The organism is Vibrio sp. NH-UV-68 (genome assembly GCF_042940635.1).
Lineage (GTDB): Bacteria > Pseudomonadota > Gammaproteobacteria > Enterobacterales > Vibrionaceae > Vibrio > Vibrio pacinii.
Genome location: NZ_CP134975.1, coordinates 2912773 through 2933231 on the forward strand (window position 1 = coordinate 2912773; position 20459 = coordinate 2933231).

Annotated in this window: 18 protein-coding genes; 8 read left to right on the forward strand and 10 right to left on the reverse strand. The window is 47.3% G+C overall.

The genetic code is table 11. From position 1 onward, the window contains the following. The first annotated feature begins 323 nt into the window (after positions 1-323). Both ppc and ViNHUV68_RS13355 read left to right on the forward strand, forming a co-directional pair. On the forward strand, positions 324-2957 hold the full coding sequence (ppc, locus tag ViNHUV68_RS13350; protein ID WP_391088530.1) for a phosphoenolpyruvate carboxylase: 2634 nt from the start codon (positions 324-326) through the stop codon (positions 2955-2957). 420 nt (positions 2958-3377) lie between these two features. Next, positions 3378-3917 (forward strand): helix-turn-helix transcriptional regulator, encoded by a 540-nt coding sequence (locus tag ViNHUV68_RS13355; RefSeq protein ID WP_391088532.1) that lies wholly within the window; start codon positions 3378-3380, stop codon positions 3915-3917. Between the two features lie 99 nt (positions 3918-4016). On the opposite strand, the gene cysE is transcribed toward ViNHUV68_RS13355, so the two are convergent. The 5 genes from cysE to epmA form a co-directional block, all read right to left on the reverse strand. After that, positions 4017-4838, reverse strand: a complete 822-nt coding sequence (cysE, locus tag ViNHUV68_RS13360) for a serine O-acetyltransferase (protein ID WP_038175936.1) — start codon at positions 4836-4838, stop codon at positions 4017-4019. Between the two features lie 50 nt (positions 4839-4888). Then, on the reverse strand, positions 4889-5920 hold the full coding sequence (gene gpsA, locus ViNHUV68_RS13365; protein WP_100753654.1) for an NAD(P)H-dependent glycerol-3-phosphate dehydrogenase: 1032 nt from the start codon (positions 5918-5920) through the stop codon (positions 4889-4891). Between the two features lie 179 nt (positions 5921-6099). Further along, positions 6100-6567 (reverse strand): protein-export chaperone SecB, encoded by a 468-nt coding sequence (gene secB / locus ViNHUV68_RS13370; RefSeq protein ID WP_038175939.1) that lies wholly within the window; start codon positions 6565-6567, stop codon positions 6100-6102. A gap of 158 nt (positions 6568-6725) precedes the next feature. Next, positions 6726-7160, reverse strand: coding sequence for a rhodanese-like domain-containing protein (locus tag ViNHUV68_RS13375; RefSeq protein ID WP_038175940.1), 435 nt, complete (start codon positions 7158-7160; stop codon positions 6726-6728). Between the two features lie 125 nt (positions 7161-7285). Further along, complete coding sequence (epmA, locus tag ViNHUV68_RS13380; RefSeq protein ID WP_038175967.1) at positions 7286-8257, reverse strand: elongation factor P--(R)-beta-lysine ligase; 972 nt, start codon at positions 8255-8257, stop codon at positions 7286-7288. A gap of 416 nt (positions 8258-8673) precedes the next feature. On the opposite strand from epmA, the gene frdA reads away from it, so the two are divergent. From frdA to frdD, 4 genes are read left to right on the forward strand one after another with little or no spacing between them, the layout of a single operon-like run. Continuing rightward, the gene (gene frdA / locus ViNHUV68_RS13385) at positions 8674-10482 is read left to right on the forward strand and encodes a fumarate reductase (quinol) flavoprotein subunit (protein ID WP_038175941.1); all 1809 of its coding nucleotides are present in this window, start codon (positions 8674-8676) and stop codon (positions 10480-10482) included. After that, the gene (locus tag ViNHUV68_RS13390; RefSeq protein WP_038175942.1) at positions 10482-11240 is read left to right on the forward strand and encodes a succinate dehydrogenase/fumarate reductase iron-sulfur subunit; all 759 of its coding nucleotides are present in this window, start codon (positions 10482-10484) and stop codon (positions 11238-11240) included. The genes frdA and ViNHUV68_RS13390 overlap by 1 nt, the downstream gene beginning before the upstream one ends. A 2-nt stretch (positions 11241-11242) precedes the next feature. Then, positions 11243-11626, forward strand: a complete 384-nt coding sequence (gene frdC, locus ViNHUV68_RS13395) for a fumarate reductase subunit FrdC (protein ID WP_038175943.1) — start codon at positions 11243-11245, stop codon at positions 11624-11626. Between the two features lie 12 nt (positions 11627-11638). Beyond that, positions 11639-12016, forward strand: a complete 378-nt coding sequence (frdD, locus tag ViNHUV68_RS13400) for a fumarate reductase subunit FrdD (RefSeq protein WP_038175944.1) — start codon at positions 11639-11641, stop codon at positions 12014-12016. A 67-nt stretch (positions 12017-12083) separates the two neighbouring features. Here frdD and hslU read toward each other — a convergent pair whose 3' ends face one another. From hslU to priA, 5 genes are all read right to left on the reverse strand, one after another. Then, positions 12084-13418, reverse strand: a complete 1335-nt coding sequence (gene hslU, locus ViNHUV68_RS13405) for an HslU--HslV peptidase ATPase subunit (RefSeq protein WP_038175947.1) — start codon at positions 13416-13418, stop codon at positions 12084-12086. Positions 13419-13457: 39 nt separating this feature from the next. Continuing rightward, a complete protein-coding gene (gene hslV, locus ViNHUV68_RS13410; protein ID WP_038175948.1) occupies positions 13458-14000 on the reverse strand; it encodes an ATP-dependent protease subunit HslV in 543 nt (180 codons plus the stop codon). A 129-nt stretch (positions 14001-14129) separates the two neighbouring features. After that, positions 14130-14678, reverse strand: coding sequence for an SPOR domain-containing protein (locus ViNHUV68_RS13415; RefSeq protein ID WP_038175949.1), 549 nt, complete (start codon positions 14676-14678; stop codon positions 14130-14132). A gap of 118 nt (positions 14679-14796) precedes the next feature. Beyond that, the gene (gene cytR, locus ViNHUV68_RS13420; RefSeq protein WP_038175950.1) at positions 14797-15804 is read right to left on the reverse strand and encodes a DNA-binding transcriptional regulator CytR; all 1008 of its coding nucleotides are present in this window, start codon (positions 15802-15804) and stop codon (positions 14797-14799) included. Positions 15805-16158: 354 nt separating this feature from the next. Continuing rightward, on the reverse strand, positions 16159-18360 hold the full coding sequence (gene priA, locus ViNHUV68_RS13425; RefSeq protein ID WP_038175952.1) for a primosomal protein N': 2202 nt from the start codon (positions 18358-18360) through the stop codon (positions 16159-16161). A gap of 279 nt (positions 18361-18639) precedes the next feature. Between priA and rpmE the strand changes: the two genes are divergently transcribed. Together rpmE and ViNHUV68_RS13435 are read left to right on the forward strand one after the other, a co-directional pair. Continuing rightward, a complete protein-coding gene (gene rpmE, locus ViNHUV68_RS13430; protein ID WP_038175954.1) occupies positions 18640-18858 on the forward strand; it encodes a 50S ribosomal protein L31 in 219 nt (72 codons plus the stop codon). 258 nt (positions 18859-19116) lie between these two features. After that, positions 19117-20394 (forward strand): malic enzyme-like NAD(P)-binding protein, encoded by a 1278-nt coding sequence (locus ViNHUV68_RS13435; RefSeq protein WP_038175956.1) that lies wholly within the window; start codon positions 19117-19119, stop codon positions 20392-20394. Positions 20395-20459 lie beyond the last annotated feature (65 nt).

Here is a 20459-nt window from a genome sequence, read left to right on the forward strand (position 1 = left end):
CGCGCTAGAAAATGCACCAAGGCTTGGCACTGTTTGCCAAGCCTTGGTTTTCTCTATAAGCCAAACAAACGCACCACGTGTTAATGTGTGAATTGTCGCTTCGATAAGCCTAACGGTCTAAACGTCACAAGCGGCACGCCTATTCAATTCTGTAATAAAGTTTCAACATAATTAGTCATCGCGACCTCTGTAAGCGAATTACATTCTCTTGCACAATATTTGCAAACTTAGCCTACAGCATTTGACTCTTAACAACATTTTTCGCTAGATTGTCTACTTAGCAAGGAACATTGGATGTAATTTTTTTACAAGGCAGGAAGATAATGAACGAGAAATACTCTGCGCTCAGAAGCAATGTCAGTATGCTGGGACATTTGCTCGGCAACACCATTCAGGACGCTCATGGTGAGGTACTTCTAGAGAAAGTAGAAACCATTCGTAAACTCTCCAAATCGGCACTCGCAGGTAACCAACAAGACCGTGATAGCTTGATTGATGAGATTAAAAGCCTGCCTAATGATCAATTGACTCCCGTTGCTCATGCTTTCAATCAATTTCTTAACCTGACCAACATGGCAGAGCAATATCACACGATTTCTCGCCATTGTGATGCGCACGTATGTGAACCAGACGCGATTAACAGCCTGTTTGCTAAGTTAGGTCAAAACAAGATTAGCAAAATCGATACGGCTCAAGCGGTACGCGATTTAAATATCGAACTGGTGTTAACCGCTCACCCGACAGAGATCACTCGTCGGACCATGATTCACAAACTGGTCAAAATCAACAAGTGCCTTTCTAAACTTGAGCTCGGTGACTTATCGGCCAAAGAGCGTCATAAGACTGAACGCAGACTGGAACAGTTAATTGCGCAAAGCTGGCACTCCGACACCATTCGTAAGCAACGTCCAACCCCGTTAGATGAAGCCAAGTGGGGCTTTGCCGTTGTAGAAAACTCGCTATGGGAAGCGGTACCTGACTTCTTACGAGAGCTTGATGAACGCCTAGAAGGTTATCTCGGTGAAGGTTTACCGATTGATGCCCGTCCTGTTCACTTTTCATCTTGGATGGGCGGAGACCGTGACGGCAACCCCTTCGTAACGCATACGATTACACGTGAAGTCTTGCTGCTATCACGCTGGAAAGCGGCTGATCTCTACCTCAATGATATTAATGAACTGGTCAGCGAACTGTCGATGACCAAGTGTAATGATGCCCTGCGCCAACTCGCTGGTGACGATCAGCACGAACCTTATCGCGCGATTTTGAAAAAACTACGCTCACTGCTGAGTGAAACCAAAGAGATCCTTGACGCTAAAATCAATGGTCAAAAACTGGCGGTTAAAGCACCATTACAACGTATCGAGCAGTTGTGGGAACCACTGTACGCTTGTTACCAATCACTGCATGAATGCAACATGGGCATTATTGCTGACGGCTCACTACTCGATACTCTACGCCGCATTAAAGCGTTTGGTGTCCATTTAGTCCGTCTTGATATTCGCCAAGAAAGTACTCGCCACTCTGATGCGCTATCAGAACTCACCCGCTACTTAGGCATTGGCGATTACGATCAGTGGAGCGAACAAGATAAGATCGCTTTCTTGACCAATGAACTGGCATCAAAACGCCCGCTACTTCCGCGTGACTGGCAGCCTTCTGAGCCAGTACAAGAAGTGCTCGATACCTGTAAAATTATTGCTGCGCAGCCACGTGAAGCATTTGGTGCTTACGTCATCTCAATGGCGCGCACCGCCTCAGATGTACTTGCCGTGCATCTATTGCTCCAAGAAGCGGGCTGCCCTTACCGCATGGACGTGTGCCCGCTGTTTGAAACCCTCGACGATTTAAACAACGCCGAATCGGTCATCAAGCAGCTCATGGGCATCGATCTCTATCGTGGCTTTATTCAAAACCATCAAATGGTGATGATTGGCTACTCAGACTCGGCCAAAGATGCCGGTGTGATGTCTGCCGGTTGGGCGCAATACCACGCAATGGCGTCATTAGTCAAAGTCGCCGAAGAAGAAGGGGTAGAGCTGACACTTTTCCACGGTCGCGGCGGTACCATTGGTCGCGGCGGTGCACCCGCGCATGCTGCGCTCCTTTCTCAGCCACCAAAAAGCTTGAAAGGCGGGCTGCGTGTGACTGAGCAAGGTGAGATGATTCGCTTTAAATTAGGCTTACCGGAAGTCGCGGTGAATAGTTTCAGTTTGTATGCCAGCGCCATTTTGGAAGCCAACCTTCTGCCACCACCAGAGCCAAAGAAAGAGTGGTGTGATTTGATGAACGTGCTGTCTGAAGTCAGTTGTGAGTCTTATCGCAACGTAGTGCGTGGCGAGCCCGATTTCGTGCCTTATTTCCGTCAAGCAACACCTGAGCTTGAACTGGGTAAATTACCTCTAGGCTCAAGACCGGCAAAACGCAACCCCAACGGCGGTGTCGAAAGCCTACGTGCTATTCCATGGATCTTCTCATGGAGCCAAAACCGTTTAGTTCTTCCTGCTTGGCTTGGCGCTGGTGAAGCGATTCAATATTCGATTGATAAAGGCCATCAAGCTTTGCTGGAAGAGATGTGTCGTGAATGGCCATTTTTCTCAACCCGCCTCGGCATGCTGGAAATGGTCTACACCAAGTGCAACATGGAAATCTCTCGTTACTACGACGAACGCCTAGTTGAACCTTCTCTGTTACCACTTGGCGATCGTCTACGCGCTCAACTGCAAAAAGACATCAAAGCGGTATTGAACGTCGAAAACAATGAGAACTTGATGCAAAGTGACCCTTGGGGACAAGAATCGATTCGTTTGCGTAATATCTATGTCGAGCCATTGAACATGCTTCAAGCCGAGTTGCTGTATCGCACGCGTCAAAGTGACGAGTCCTTACCAGAGCTCGAGGAAGCGCTAATGGTAACCATCGCGGGTATCGCCGCGGGTATGCGTAACACAGGTTAAGGCTTGCTTGTCAAAGAAGGTTGATGTTAACGCATCAACCTTCTTCACCTTTCGTAATTAACAAAAAACTCAGCACTAAATATCAAAAAAAAGACAATTAAGACCACTCTTAAAAACAAAAACCCACACAATCATACAAAATTATTATTTTATTAGTTTTTTAGTCTATTTCGTCCATCTATTCTACTTTATGCTTATTATTTAGATATACTACTCGGCCACTGCAGCAAATATAAAATCAATACGTTGCAGCCTGTCGATAATCATAATATCGATCCTAGGTGATAAATACGGCTTTAATAAGGTGACATGACCAACTTTGTTGGTGCCACTTGTACTACTGATAATCAGTGCCTCCAGAAGCACGGCAGTAATAAGTGGTTGAATTTCGTAGTTTATTGACCATTTGGATTAAAAGACATGTCATTACCACACGTTATTTTAACTGTTCTAAGCACCCGCGACGCTACCGGGTACGACATCACTAAAGAATTTTCTGCCACTATCGGCTACTTCTGGAAAGCAAGCCACCAGCAAGTGTACCGTGAGCTCAATAAAATGGCTCAAAACAACCTCGTTAGCTGCGTACTCGAACCTCAAGAAGGCAAGCCTGATCGTAAGGTTTATTCCATTACCGATGCAGGACGCGTTGCGCTCGGTGAATGGTTCGACCAACCAACCGCACACCCAACAGTACGCGATGAGTTTTCGGCAAAATTGATGGCTTGCGCCGTCCAATCATCGGCCCCATACCGAGCACAGCTTGGTGAATTGATTGCCGAGTCACGTAAGTTAGTGAACCACTATCAAGAGATTGAAAACGCTTACTACTCAACGACAGCAACCCTCGATAAGCAGCAGCGTCTTGAGCGTCTTACTTTACGCAGAAACTTGCTACTTCGCCAAGCATGGATTGAATGGGCGGAAGAAGTACTCGCTGAGCTTGACGAACTGGCATAAGCAAGCAATGTTAAAAAGGGTTGACGTGAAAGCGTCAACCCTTTTTTCATACGTTCTGTTTTCGCCTCGAGCGTGCTAACAGCGCAGCACCTTCCGGTATTAAATCCCATCGCCACCGATAAAACTTTGGGAGCGGCCGTTAAACTGCTGATCCATATCGAGAGAAGGTTTATCTGTTGTTGGACGACCGACAATCTTCGCCGGCACACCCGCCACCGTGGTATGTGGTGGGACAGGTTGCAGCACAACCGAGCAAGAGCCGATCTTGGCCCCTTCACCCACTTCGATATTGCCAAGAATTTTCGCCCCAGCACCAATCATTACGCCTTCACGGATTTTAGGGTGACGATCACCGCTCTCTTTACCCGTACCACCAAGAGTCACATCTTGTAGAATCGAGACATCATCCTCGACCACGGCAGTCTCACCAATCACGATGCCAGTGGCATGATCAAGCATGATACCGCGTCCTATTCGCGCGGCCGGATGGATATCAACCTGACAAGCGACCGAAATCTGATTTTGCAGATAAGTGGCCAGTGCAATACGACCTTGTTTCCACAGCCAATTGGCTACGCGGTAACCTTGCAGTGCATGGTAACCTTTTAAATAAAGCAATGGCATTGAGTACATCGCAACAGCTGGATCTCGGTTAACCGTCGCACAAATATCGCAAGCCGCAGCAGCACTGATCGTCGAGTCAGCATTCAACGCCTCTTCGACGACTTCCCTCACCGCCATCGCAGGCATAGAGGCAGTATTAAGCTTATTGGCGAGAATATAGCTCAGTGCGGAGTTCAAGCTATCATGCTTAATGATGGTCGCATGATAGAAGCTTGCTAACATTGGCTCTTGTTCAGAAAGCTCACGTGCTTCCTTGACTATGGTTTGCCATACCTTCTGTTTTTCACAATGTTTCATGTCGTTTCCTAGCACTGACTCATCCACAGCCAGTGTCGCTATTACTTCTTTTAGGCTTCGGCTTTCTTATCTCGCGCGAGGAGATCACGCGCTGCTAAGTGAGCATCTTTCCCTTGATACAATACTTGATATATTTGGTCAACAATCGGCATCTCGACACCCATACGTTCCGCCAATAGAAAGACCTCTTTGGTATTGCGATACCCTTCTACCACCTGACCGATTTCAGCCTGTGCGCTATCGACATCTTTGCCCTGCCCCAGCGCCAAACCAAAGCGACGGTTACGCGATTGGTTATCGGTACAAGTTAACACTAAGTCACCAAGCCCAGCCATACCCATAAAGGTCTCAGGTTGAGCCCCAAGCGCTGCACCAAGGCGAGTCATTTCTGCCAAGCCTCGAGTAATTAACGCCGTGCGTGCATTAGCGCCAAAGCCAATCCCATCGGACATACCTGCGCCGATCGCAATAACATTCTTCACCGCGCCGCCAAGTTGCATGCCAGTAAAATCGCTATTCGCGTAGACGCGGAATGTTTTACTGCAGTGAATTTTCTCTTGCAGATCAGCGACAAACTGAGCGTCTGGCGAGGCAACAGAAATCGCCGTCGGCATACCCATCGCCAATTCTTTCGCAAACGTCGGCCCAGACAATACCGCTAATGAGTAGCCTTGACCCAAAATGTCATGCGCGACATCTTTAAGTAGGCGGCCGGTTTCTGGTTCGAGTCCTTTGGTTGCCCAACAGATACGAGAATCGTCCGCTAAGAAAGGTTTAACATTGTTGAGGACGATACCAAACACATGACTCGGTACAACAACCAACAGGTCACGGCTGGCTTGCACCGCTTTGCTTAAATCCGATTCTACAATCAGTGACTCGGGAAACTCGATCCCCGGTAGGAACTCATGGTTAGCGCGATCCGCTTCTAGGCGAGCCATATGCCCAGGCTCATGGCCCCAAATTACTACGTTGGCACCATTACGTGCTAATGAGATGGCTAAAGAGGTACCGTACGAACCCGCACCTAGCACTGTCATTGCGATCGCTTTGCCATAGCCATTATTGGTCTTATCTTTCATTGTTCCGCCTGGTTGTCATAAAAGAGACTGGATTCTTATGAGTAATCTCTAGTTCATCAGAGCTAAAGAGCAGCCAAAAACACCCATATCATAAACAAAAAATGCACAGCGCATCATCAATCGGATACTCTGTGCATTTTTACCGAGCCCCTACATTTAAGTAGTAGGTCAATCAGTCATTACGCTTCAGCTTGTTGTTCTTGCTGAGCTTGCTGCTGTAGGTAGTTCATAAACAGAGCATCAAAGTTAACAGGTGCTAGGTTTAGTTGTGGGAACGTACCTTTAACCACTAGGCTTGAAATGGTTTCACGCGCGTAAGGGAACAGAATGTTCGGGCAGAAAGCACCTAGACAATGAGCAAGTTGACCGGCTTCCATCTTATCTGCTGTGAAGATACCACCTTGCTGTACTTCACATAGGAAAGCCGTGTCATCGGCGTTCTTAACGGTAACAGTAAGGCGTAGAATCACCTCGTAAACGCCTTCGCCTAGCTCACGGCTTTGCGTGTCTAGATCCAGTTTAACATCTGGGTTCCACTCTTTTTGGAACATATCAGGCGAGTTAGGTGCTTCGAAAGACACGTCTTTAAGGAAGATGCGTTGAATTGCGAAGTTTTGTGCTTCTTGTTGTGGTGCTGCTTCAGCCATTTTAAAATCCTTTAATCCTGCAATAAATAGTCTGCTTCGAGACTAACCGAGAGAGGCGTTTATGACTAGGTTTCCACTGAATTTCGTGGAACTTCTCACATCTCTCAAAAACAAACGCCGATTTTTCCATCAGCGTTGTAAGTATCGGCGGGTATGAATTACTTCTTACCTTTGACCAATGGCATGTTTGCTTCACTCCAAGCAATCAAACCATTTTTAAGCAGGTTAACGTTTTCGAAGCCTGCTTTAGCAAGTAAGTTAGCACTCTCTTGCGCGGTTTGACCTGACTTACATACTACAATAATTGGGTCTGATTTACGGTTTTCAAGGCTACCGAACTTACCCGCTTTAATATCAGACGGCAAAATGTGAACTGAATCGGTAATGTGACCTTTACGGAACTCATCTTTACTACGGATATCAACCACCAGACCATTTTCACGGTTCATAAGGTGCGTCGTTTGCGCGGCTGTCACCTCTTTGTAAGCGGCGGTTGATGACTTAACGATGCTCATGATAAGGGCGCCGAATAGGCCAACCCAAACCAGAGAAAGAATCATGTTCTCTTGAAAAAATGCGATGTACTCTTGCATGTCCTGTGCTCTTTGATAATAGAGCTGTCCGTTCAAGTAACAGCTCTAGGCTAAAATTCAGAGTGGAAGTATAACGAGGATGAGATAGCGAAGCGAGTCTATTAAAGCATCTGTTGCACATTTCTCTACGCTCGTGGAAACGGAAACGCGGTGACGTGATCGATATGATCACAGCCGATCGCTAACATAATTAAACGATCGATGCCCAATGCAACACCTGCGCAATCAGGTAAGCCCGCATTTAACGCCGCGATTAAGTGGTGATCAATCGGTTGCGGTTGGAGCCCCATCTCAATGCGCTTGGCGTTATCATCTTCAAAACGTTGCAGCTGCTCTTGGGGATTGTCCAGTTCATGAAAGCCATTCGCCAGCTCAATTCCCTTGAAGTACACTTCAAAACGATCGGCGACTCTTGGATCGTGCGGATTGATCTTCGCTAAAGCCGCTTGTGAGGCGGGAAAGTCATAAACGAACGCGGGGGCCGCTTGACCAATTTCGCTTTCAACACCAATACTAAACAGTAGCTGCAACAAGGTATCACGATCTTGCTCTGGCTCAGCAATATCACTCAATCCCAGCTTGGCTGCCACTGCTTTTAACTCTGACATTGGGGCTTCTAGCGGGCACACCCCTAACACATTGATAAAAGCTTGCTGGTAAGTCACACGCTCTGCCACTTCACAATTCAGAACCAGTTGCAGCAGTTGATCCATCTCGTTCATCAGTTGATGATGGTCAAACCCGACCCGATACCACTCCAACATAGTAAACTCAGGGTTGTGATAACGGCCATTTTCTTCATTGCGAAACGCTTTATTGATTTGATAGATACAGCCGCTTCCAGCGGCAAGCAGTCGCTTCATATGAAACTCTGGACTGGTCATAAAGTAGAGTTTGCTACCATCGGCATAACCCGGGCCAACAAATTCAGTCTGAAAGGTATGTAAATGGATATCAGTGACGGTGGCGTGACTCATCGCCGGGGTATCGACTTCTAGCACATGACGCTGAGCGAAAAAGTGGCGAATTTGAGCCACAATACTTGCGCGCTGACGAAGCTGTTTAATAGAAGCGGTCGGTTGCCAATCTGTAGTCATAAACTCATTCTCATCATTCAATCTGGCTGCGAACATAACAACTTTACCCGTCTTTGCCCAGCTGAATAATCTCTGCATGATGTAGACAAAATGAAGCAAGTTTATTTCGTATTACAGCGCAATAAACATTGCTCAGCTGAGACTTTATTCGTCTCAACAATAGCCAGTAACTATGGTTTAACAAACTGAGTTTACTCACCAATAAGCAATTAATTTCCTTACGTGATTGCAGTCACATAACCTATAAATTTTATGCTCTTACATGCATTACCGGAGCAAAAACCCAAATACATCAATTTTTCCGCCATAGTCCTCCTCTACACTAACCCTACCACTTTTGAGGTGTTCTCTAGCAAAGAGGACCCCGTAATCACAATAACAAGCGGAATTCCGCAATCACACACTGGAGGATAACTGTGCAAATTATCACCACAGATATCGCAGTCATCGGCGCAGGCGGCGCTGGTCTTCGTACTGCTATTGCAGCAGCTGAAGCAAACCCTGACTTGGACATCGCACTGATCTCTAAAGTTTATCCCATGCGTTCCCACACGGTCGCTGCAGAGGGTGGCTCAGCCGCAGTTATCAAGGATGAAGATAGCTTAGACAACCACTTCAACGATACCGTTGGCGGTGGCGACTGGCTATGTGAACAGGATGTTGTTGAATACTTTGTCAAAAACGCGACTCGCGAAATGATCCAAATGGAACAGTGGGGTTGTCCATGGAGTCGCAAAGAAAATGGCGAAGTCAACGTACGCCGATTTGGTGGCATGAAAGTCGAACGCACTTGGTTTGCCGCAGATAAAACTGGCTTCCATATGCTCCACACCCTATTCCAGACGTCAATGAAGTACAGCAACATCAACCGTTTTGATGAGTACTTTGTCGTCGATTTGATTGTTGATGAAGGCGAAGTTCAAGGCCTGATCGCTATCCATATGTCGGAAGGCGAACTGGTTACGATTAAAGCAAAATCTGTCGTGCTAGCCACTGGTGGCGCGGGCCGTGTTTACCACTGTAACACCAACGGCGGTATCGTCACGGGTGACGGTATGGCAATGGCTTTCCGCCATGGTGTACCTCTGCGTGATATGGAATTCGTTCAATATCACCCAACGGGTCTTCCTGGCACCGGGATCCTGATGACAGAAGGTTGTCGTGGTGAAGGGGGGATTATTGTCAACAAGAACGGTTACCGTTACCTACAAGACTATGGCATGGGCCCTGAAACGCCCGTCGGTCAACCAAAAAACAAATACATGGAGCTTGGCCCTCGTGACAAAGTGTCACAAGCGTTCTGGCATGAGCAGCAAAAAGGCAACACCATTAAACACCCATTGGGTGATGTTGTGCACCTTGACCTGCGTCACCTTGGTGAAGAGTACTTACAAGAACGTCTGCCGTTCATTTGTGAGCTCGCGAAAGCCTACGTCAATGTCGACCCAGCCAAAGAACCGATCCCAATTCGTCCGACGGTACACTACACCATGGGCGGTATTGAAACCAATGGTGAATGTGAAACGCGCATCAAAGGTTTGTTCGCGGTTGGTGAATGTGCCTCTGTAGGTCTGCACGGTGCCAACCGTCTTGGCTCTAACTCACTGGCTGAGTTCGTTGTTTTTGGCCGTGTTGCAGGCGAACAAGCGGTGCAACGCGCGGCTGAGTTCAAGGGCTGGAATGAAGCGGCGATTGACGCTCAAGTGAAGGCGGTTGAGGAGCGCATTGCCGCATTAATGAATCAACAGGGCGATGAAAACTGGGCCAGCATCCGTACTGAAATGGGACATACCATGGAAGCGGGTTGTGGTATCTATCGCCAAGAAGATTTGATGCAAGCCACTATCGATAAGATTACTGAGCTGAAACAACGTTACAAGCGCATTAGTATCAAAGACAAGGGTAAAGTGTTTAACACTGACCTGCTTTACGCTATCGAAGTTGGCTACGGCTTAGAAGTTGCTGAAGCCATGGTTCACTCTGCGATTCTGCGTAAAGAATCACGTGGTGCTCACCAGCGTTTAGATGATGGCTGTACTGAGCGAGACGACGTTAACTACCTCAAGCACTCACTCGCCTTCTACCAACCCGATGCCGCGCCAAGTATCGATTACAGCCATGTGACCATTACTAAGTCACAGCCAAAAGCACGTCTATACGGTGAAGCCGCAGAAAAAGCCGCTGCAGAAGAAGCAGCAGCGAAGAACGCAGAGGAGCAAGCCTAATGTCAGCGAATCGTATTCAAAAAGTCGATATTCTGCGTTATGACCCGCAACAAGATTCAGAGCCGCATTTACAAGCCTTTGAAGTACCTTTTGATCAAACCATGTCTATTCTCGATGCGATTGGTTACATCAAAGATAACCTCGATAAAGACCTCTCTTACCGTTGGTCTTGTCGTATGGCGATCTGTGGCTCTTGTGGTGTGATGGTCAACGGGGTGCCTAAACTCGCGTGTAAGAGTTTCCTGCGTGACTACCCAAATGGGGTCAAAATTGAGCCATTAGCGAACTTCCCAATCGAGAAAGATTTGATCGTTGATATGACGCCATTTATTGAGCGTTTAGAAGCGGTCAAACCTTACATCATTGGTAATGATCGCACACCTGAAGACGGCACCAACCTTCAAACGCCTGAGCAAATGGCCAAATATAAGCAGTTCGCTGGCTGTATTAACTGTGGTTTGTGTTACGCCGCCTGTCCGCAGTTTGGTTTGAATCCTGAATTCATCGGCCCAGCGGCACTGACGTTAGCTCACCGTTACAACCTCGACAGCCGAGATAACGGTAAAGCCGAACGTATGACACTTATCAATGGGGAAAATGGTGCTTGGGGCTGTACCTTTGTCGGTTATTGCTCTGAAGTTTGTCCTAAGAGTGTTGATCCTGCGGCGGCGGTTAACCAAGGTAAAGTTGAGTCTTCAATGGACTTTGTTATCGCTATGCTTAAGCCTGACGGCAAACCAGTCAAAGAGGAGGCATAAGGATGAGTAATCGCAAACCTTACGTTCGTGAAATGAAACGCACTTGGTGGAAAGACCATCCGTTTTATCGCTTCTACATGCTGCGTGAAGCTACCGTGCTGCCGCTGATTCTATTCACTATTTTCCTGACTTTTGGTCTAGGTTCATTAGTTAAAGGACCTGAAGCCTGGCAAGCTTGGTTAAGCTTTATGGCCAATCCTTTAGTTGTAGCCATCAATATTGTTGCGCTAGCGGGTAGCTTAATGCATGCACAAACTTTTTTTAGCATGATGCCGCAAGTGATGCCGATTCGCCTCAAAGGTAAATTGGTCGACAAGAAGATCATTGTTCTCACGCAGTGGGCAGCGGTCGCGTTCATTTCACTCATTGTACTTATCGTGGTGTAAGGAGCAGTAACGATGAAACCAAACTATTCTGTGGATAGCGCTCCAAAACGTTCAGACGAGCCAATTTGGTGGGGATTATTTGGCGCAGGTGGCACCTGGTTTGCCATGATCACCCCTGTGACCATTCTGGTACTCGGCCTGTTAGCCCCGCTTGGTATCATAGATGCACAAGCGCTAAGCTATGAGCGCGTTGTCGACTTCGCCACCAGCATTATTGGTGCTTTGTTTATTATCGCCACACTCGCGTTGCCAATGTGGCATGCCATGCACCGTGTTCATCATGGCATGCACGATCTTAAGTTCCACACTGGTATTGTCGGCAAAGTGGCTTGTTATGCGTTTGCTGGCTTAATCTCTGCACTTGCCGTGATTTTTATCATTATGATCTAATCAGCCAAATAACGTGCAAACACCAAAAAGCCCGCGACTGCGGGCTTTTTTATACTTTGCTCACCAATTACAGAATAAAGCGGCTCAAGTCTTCGTCTTCAATAAACTCATCTAAGCGTGTTTTAACATAGTCAGCATCGATGGTCATTTTCGATCCCGCCTTATCCGTCGCTTCAAACGAGATCTCATCCATCAAGCGCTCCATCACAGTGTGAAGACGACGGGCACCAATGTTCTCGGTGGTCTCATTCACTGTCCAAGCCGCTTCTGCGATCTGAGTAATCCCTTCTTCGGTAAACTCGATATCAACATCTTCGGTCTTCATCAAAGCGATGTATTGCTCGGTTAGCGAGGCTTTCGGCTCCGTCAGGATACGCTTGAAATCTTCACTCGACAGCGCTTCTAGCTCAACACGAATAGGTAAACGGCCTTGCAGCTCTGGAATCAAGTCCGATGGGCGCGCCACTTGGAAAGCGCCAGAAGCAACAAACAAGATGTGATCGGTTTTGACCATACCATGTTTAGTCGATACGGTACTTCCTTCGATAAGCGGCAATAGATCGCGTTGTACGCCTTCACGTGAGACATCTGGGCCCGAGCTTTCGCCACGCTTACAGATTTTGTCAATCTCATCGATAAACACGATGCCGTTATTCTCAACGTTGTAAATGGCCTGATCTTTAAGCTCTTCTTGATTCACTAACTTGGCAGCTTCTTCTTCCGCTAGAGCTTTGAAGGCATCTTTGATTTTCAGCTTGCGCTTCTTCTTGGTGTCACCAGCGAGATTTTGAAACATGCCTTGCAGCTGATTGGTCATCTCTTCCATGCCAGGAGGCGCCATGATTTCAACGCCCATTTGCGGTGCGGCGACATCGATCTCTATCTCTTTGTCATCCAACTTTCCTTCACGTAATTTCTTGCGAAAAATTTGGCGGGTGTTCGATGAGCTCTCTTCTTGCGGTTCATTCTGGCCCCAAGAATCACGAGCTGGTGGTAATAAGGCATCAAGAATACGCTCTTCCGCTTGCTCTTCAGCGCGAAACTTCACTTTTTCCATCGCTTGTTGATGAGTCATCTTGACCGCAACATCGGTTAGATCACGAATGATAGTTTCGACCTCTTTACCCACGTAACCGACTTCAGTGAACTTGGTTGCTTCCACTTTAATGAAAGGCGCATTGGCAAGTTTTGCTAAGCGACGGGCGATTTCGGTTTTACCGACCCCCGTTGGACCGATCATCAAAATGTTTTTTGGTGTCACTTCAACTCGTAAGCTTTCTTCAAGTTGCATACGGCGCCAGCGGTTACGCAGTGCAATCGCCACTGAACGTTTTGCATTGTCTTGACCAATGATATGGCGGTTCAGTTCATGCACAATTTCGCGAGGGGTCATTTCAGACATAATTAATTTCCTTAAGGTTTATCGCCACTATCTTTGGTTTTATTCTGCTTTATCTTGCGCAGTTTCTAGTTCTTCAATAGTGTGGTGATGGTTGGTGAAAACACAGATGTCACCGGCAATTTTTAGTGCTTTTTCAGCAATTTCACGGGCATCTAAATCGGTATTTTCTAGCAAAGCTGTGGCTGCCGCTTGTGCAAAGTTGCCACCCGAGCCAATCGCAATCAGATCGTTCTCTGGCTGAACCACATCACCGTTACCAGTAATAATCAACGACGCGGTTTCATCCGCTACGGCCAGCAAAGCTTCAAGCTTACGCAGCGCACGATCGCTACGCCAATCTTTCGCCAGTTCGACCGCGGCTTTGGTCAAATGACCTTGGTGCATTTGTAACTTGCTTTCAAAGCGCTCAAACAAGGTAAAAGCATCGGCAGTACTACCAGCAAAGCCAGCCAGTACTTTATTGTTATAGAGGCGACGCACTTTGCGCGCATTGCCCTTCATTACTGTGTTACCGAGAGATACTTGTCCGTCACCAGCGATGACGACTTTATTATTACGACGTACAGAGACAATGGTAGTCACGAGTAGGGCCTCATAATTATGAATTTTTAGTGTTAGAAACTATATGAGGTTGGCTCGTTAGGAATTCAAGGGAGAAACTCGGGATCGCCAAGAACAAAAAACGAACCTCTCGGTTCGTTTTTATAGGATTTATTGCGTTTCTTTCCAAATCGCACAAGGCTCGATCTTGGCACGCTGGAGTTTGTGCTTATCTCGCTCTGCATCACGCTTAAATTTGTATGGGCCTAATACCACGCGATACCAACTGCTGTCTTCTTTCTTGCGGATTTTACTGTTGATCCCCTGGAACGCGATGTCTAGCTTACGTGCTTCCGCATCTTTGCCATTTTTGTAGGCACCACACTGCATAATGTAGGGAATTTCAGACACGACCTGCTCTTTGGCTTTCACCGCAACTTCGCGGCTTGGCAAAGACTCGACATAATCCCACTTCTCTTCAGGAGGCGGCGGCAGTATCGACTTAGGCTTCGCTTGCGGTTTTGTCTGCGTGGGTTGAGCCACAGGCGTTGGCGGTTCAGGATCCTGACTGAGTAAATACAATCCATAGCCAAACACGCCTAACAGAATTAAGGCAAGCAAACCACTACGCCACGGCTTTCGACGCGGAGCGGCTTTGTTTTTTGCAGGTTTTCGGCTTTGGGTGCCACGACCTCTTTTTACGTAATCTCTATTCGCCACGACTGAACATCAATGTAATTGGTTACAACTGACCGACATGTTAATGCAGATTGCTGCACGATGACAGACTTGAAATGGCAGCGGCGCATCAAAACGCGCCGCTGACTATCGCTGCAACTTATAGCACTCTCGGTGGTGCAGCACTTTCACGTATTACTAATGTGGTTTCCAGCAGACGCGAACCTGCTCGTACATCATGACCACGCAAAATCTCAAGCATCATCAACATCGCTTGACGACCAATTTCGTAGCGTGGCTGAGAGATCGTCGTCAACGGTGGATCGCAAAATTGAGCAAATTGAATGTCATCAAAGCCCACCAATGACAAATCCTGAGGCACACGCAAACCAAGCTTTTTAGCTTGTTGAATCGCCCCAATCGCCATCGCATCGTTATGACAAAATATCGCAGTCGGAGGTTCTGGCAGGGCCAATAGCTGACGAACCGCTAGCGCCCCGGCTTCAAAGGTAAAGTCGCCAAATGCGCGATAGGCAGGGTTCATTGTCAAGCCCGCTCGACGCAGAGCTTGCTGATAACCTTGATGGCGGAAATGACACAATGCCGCACTCTCTGGTCCAGAAATTTCGGCAATACGTTTATGGCCCATCTGAGTAAGGTAATTAACGGCTTCAAAGGCAGACGTTAAGTTATCAATATGCACGGTAGGCAGCTCAAGCTCAGGCGCATATTCACAAGCCATCACCATCGGCGGTAGATTTTTTTGTTCTGGTTTGCTGACATCGAATGGTAAATCAGTGCCCAGCAACAGCATGCCATCAGCTTGTTTAGTGAAAACCAAGTTAACAAATGAGCTTTCACGTCGTTTCTGTAGACCACTATCACCGAGCAGCACAATATAGCCATGCTCCATCGCGGCATCTTCAATGCCACGAATAATTTCAGTGTAGTAAGGATCGCAGATGTCAGGAATGATCGCGATGATCGTTTTTGATTCGTTGCGGCGTAGATTACGTGCCAACGAATTTGGTGAATATCCAGCTTCTAAAACAGCGTCTTCTACTCGTTTTCTCGTCGCTGATGATACTTTTTCCGGATTCATTAGCGCTCGAGAAACCGTCGCTGTTGAAACTCCCGCAAGCTGGGCAACATCCTTCATTGTCGCCATAGTGTACTAACCCTCTTTAAATGTTCCAATCCGGTAGCAGATGCCACCTAAGCCTCTAGTTAAAAATAATCATATTCTCTGTGAGCAGAGTGACACAAATTCGCAGGCTAAAGCCTATCTTGTAATTACCTGCACTAAGCAATCGTTTAACTTGCAAAGTATGAAGTGAAAACAACGCATTGCAGACTACCTAGTGTATTCATTTCATAACACAAAGTTACGGGGGATTTAACAAAAATGGCAGCCAGCCAGTGATTAACATCACAAATAAATGAAAAGTTGGTGAATAGAGAACGCTGTAGTTATGATTCAAGCAAGGCTCTGCCAATAAAATGTCCTTCAGACCACCTTTCACTAACTAAGATCTTGCGGTTCTATATCGAGTGTCCAACGTACTTTTTTCGCATTTGGCAATAAGGCTATTGCTGGTTTCGCACTCGCGAGTAACTTTTGCATCATAGGGCGACTTTGCGTTTGCAACAGCAATTGCCAACGAAACTTGCCAGCTCGCTTAGCCAGTGGGGCGGGCGTTGGCCCAAGCACTTGGCAGTATTGGTCAAACAACGGATGTGCCTCTAACGTATGGCGCACCTGGCGAAGAAACTCTTCAACCAATGCCGATTGATTGGCCTCTGCACGAAATAGAGTTAAAAACGAGAACGGTGGTAGCTGAGCCACTTTGCGCTCTTCAAGTGCGGTTTCAGCAAAGTGACGATAACTTTTGCTCAGCAAGGCTTGCAGCAAGCTGTGCTCTGGGTGGTGAGTTTGTAATACAACCTCGCCAGGCTTACTCGCTCGCCCCGCACGGCCAGCAACTTGAATAAATAATTGAGCAAGTCGCTCAGACGCTCGAAAGTCACTACTGTAGAGCGAACCGTCGACATCCAGTAAGGCCACCAGCGTCACATCAGGAAAATGGTGTCCTTTAGCCAGCATCTGAGTTCCAATTAAGATTTGATACTCACCATTGCGAATTGCGGTCAAGGCGCTTTCCAAACTTCCCTTACGACGTGTGCTGTCGCGATCAATCCGAATGGTTTTGTACTCAGGAAACAACTCGGATAGCTGATGCTCTAATTGTTCAGTACCAACACCAACGGTCACCAGGTGTGTCGAGCCGCACCCTTGGCATTGGTGAATGATCGGTTGCTGAGAGCCACAGTGATGGCAGCGAATTTCACTGCTGTTTTGGTGATAGGTGTAGTACGCATCACAACGCTTACATTCGGCTATCCAGCCACATTCATGACACATCAATGCCGGAGAGAACCCGCGTCGATTCAAAAACAGCATGACCTGATTGCCTGCATTAAGGTGCTTACGCATTTCAGCAATCAAGGGCGCCGATAAACCACTTTCAAGATAGAGGCCTTTAACGTCGAGTACTTTGTTGGTGGTTGGGGTCGCATTTCCGGCGCGCGCTGACAGAACCAGATGATGGTACTTTCCCACTAAGGCGTTGTGTAATGTTTCTAGTGCTGGCGTGGCCGATCCTAATACAATTGGAATTTGCTCTTTATTGGCACGCATCACCGCGACATCGCGGGCATGATAACGCAAGCTATCTTGCTGTTTATATGAAGCGTCATGCTCCTCATCAACAATAATGATGCCTAGCTTAGCAAATGGTGTCAGTAGCGCAGAACGCGTGCCAATGACAATCCCTGCGGCATTATCACGCGCGCTCAACCAAGCATTGAGTCGCTCGGTATCATTTAAACCTGAGTGGATCACTTCAACCGGTACATTAAAGCGGCGTTTAAAGCGATTGATGGTTTGCGGAGTCAATCCGATTTCAGGCACCAGCACTAACGCTTGCGCGCCTTGCTCTAGTACTGGCTTTATCATATTTAAGTAGACTTCGGTTTTACCCGACCCGGTCACCCCTTCCAGTAAATAACAGCCAAACCCTTGCGCGCTGTTTACCGTCGCAATCGCAACGGCCTGCTCAGCATTGAGCTTAGGTTTGTCGACGTTGGCCTCAACATCTTGATGCCAATCGCGAATCACTGGCTTGCTTTCTAACGATGCAATCCAGTCTTTTTCCACTAAGGTTTTTAATACTGACGAGCTGATCTCTTGATCAATAAACTCTTGGTGTGCGACAGATCCGGCTTCAAGCATGTGCATGACCTTCGCCTGCTTCACCGCGCGACCAAATCCCTGCATCAGTTGATCGCGACCACTCGCGGTCAGTTGCCACGAAACCAGCGTGGCAAAATCAGCGGGCTTCCCTTTGCGCAAAGCACTTGGCATCGCATTGAATAAAGTCTCGCCGAGCGGATATTGATAGAACTGGCTGCACCAATGAAGTAAGGCATAAAGCCGTTCAGGCCAAACTGGTTGACTATCAAGCACTTGTTTAATCGGTTTGATTTTTGTCAGCTCAAATTCTGACTCATTAACCAAAGCCGTCACCAAACCGACTAACGTTTGCCGCCCAAAAGGCACCGATACACGGCCACCGATAATCGGAAACAGGTGATTCGGTATCAGATAATCGAATTGTTTATCGAGTGGCACAGGTAACGCTACTCGGGCAATCGTTGGTCGCATAGTGGCTATCGAGCTCTTGGGGAGGTAACGCTGCTTAGTCTAAGGTAAAAATGACCGACAAGAAAGCGACTCCGCACCCACGACAACGGCAAGTTTCGGCTAAAAAAGTAGCAGATTTATGGTTAAATCGGTTGATCACTGTGGCGCGATTCATTACTATATCGCGCCTTAGAGATATGGCTGTCATTTGGCGGCGGTATCCAAGCAACTTTTATTAACTACGTGTGGTGTCCGGCTTAGAATCGGATAGCGACACGGCCTATATTCAGAGGTTCTCCCATGAAAGCTGGTATCCACCCAGAGTACAAAGCAGTTAAAGCGACTTGTTCTTGCGGCAACTCTTTCGAGTTCAACTCAACGCTAAGCAAAGAGTCTATCCACCTAGACGTATGTGACAAATGTCACCCATTCTACACTGGTAAGCAACGTATCGTAGATACAGGCGGCCGTGTTGATCGCTTCAACAAACGTTTCGGTGCTCTATCAAGCAAGAAGTAATTTCTGCTTAGATATCGAATCTAGAAAGGACGCTCAGGCGTCCTTTTTTGTTATCTATCATAGGGTAATTAGCATTCATTCAGAGTATTGTGTTATTGATACTAGGCATTACCAGTGATCCCTCTTGATATCTGGTCTTATCAGCCGACTTTTACAACCTTTTATTGCTTCCGCTCGCATTCTGACCTAGGCAGCTTGACTTAGTTACTCTAAAATGGATTCCCCTTTCCATATAATTATTAACGAGTACCTACACCTATGTCCGATGACAATCCTCAACAACTATCTCCTGAAGAGCAATTCCGTCAGCAAGCATTGGATTACCATGCCTACCCGACGCCAGGCAAAATTTCTGTTGAGCTGACTACCCCAGCCGAAACCGCCAGAGACCTAGCGCTCGCCTACAGCCCAGGCGTTGCAGAACCCGTACGCGAAATCGCCCAAAACGTCGATAACGTCTATAAGTACACCTCAAAAGGCAATATGGTAGCTGTAATCTCAAACGGTACCGCAATTTTAGGCTTGGGTAACCTAGGTCCAATGGCATCAAAACCTGTTATGGAAGGTAAAGCACTGCTCTTTAAGCGCTTTGCAGGTCTTGATTCGATTGATATTGAGGTCAAACACCGCACTATCGAAGAATTTGTTGATACCGTTGCCAACATCGCCGATACCTTTGGCGGTATTAACCTAGAAGATATCAAAGCACCGGATTGTTTTGAGATTGAAAGACAGTTGATTGAGCGTTGTGATGTACCTGTGTTCCACGATGACCAACACGGAACTGCGATTGTGACGGCTGCGGGGATGTTAAATGCGATTGAATTGCAAGGAAAGAAACTTCAAGACGCAACCATAGTCTGTCTTGGTGCCGGCGCTGCCGCCGTTGCTTGTATGGAACTGCTGATCAAATGTGGCGCAATGCGTGAGAAAATCTACATGCTGGATCGCAAAGGCGTTATTCATACTCGTCGTGAAGATCTCAATGAATACAAACAGCTATTTGCTAACAATACTGATAAACGAACGTTAGAAGATGTAATTGAAGGGGCCGATCTGTTCTTAGGTGTATCAGGTCCAAACTTGCTGCCGCCCGAGGCGCTTAAATTGATGGCCGATAAGCCGATTGTGTTTGCTTGTTCGAATCCAGATCCAGAAATCAAGCCAGAGCTAGCCAGAGCCGTTCGCCAAGATCTGATCATGGGAACCGGACGCAGTGACTATCCGAACCAAGTCAATAACGTGCTGTGTTTCCCATTCATCTTCCGTGGTGCGCTGGATGTGCGTGCTAGCGAAATCAATGATGAGATGAAACTGGCCGCGGTTGAAGCCATTCGTCAGCTCGCCAAAGAAGAAGTGCCAGCAGAAGTATTAAAAGCCGCGGGGGTTAGCGCGCTGTCATTTGGTCCAGATTACATCATTCCAAAACCAATGGACTCTCGCCTATTGTCTCGCGTAGCTAAAGCAGTCGCGCAAGCGGCTGTCGACTCTGGTGTCGCGCGAATAGAAATGCCAGAAAACTACATGGCAGAGTAAGCCTGTTGTGATGAACAAAAAAACCGCTGTTTGATACAGCGGTTTTTTTTTAAGAATTTTACCTT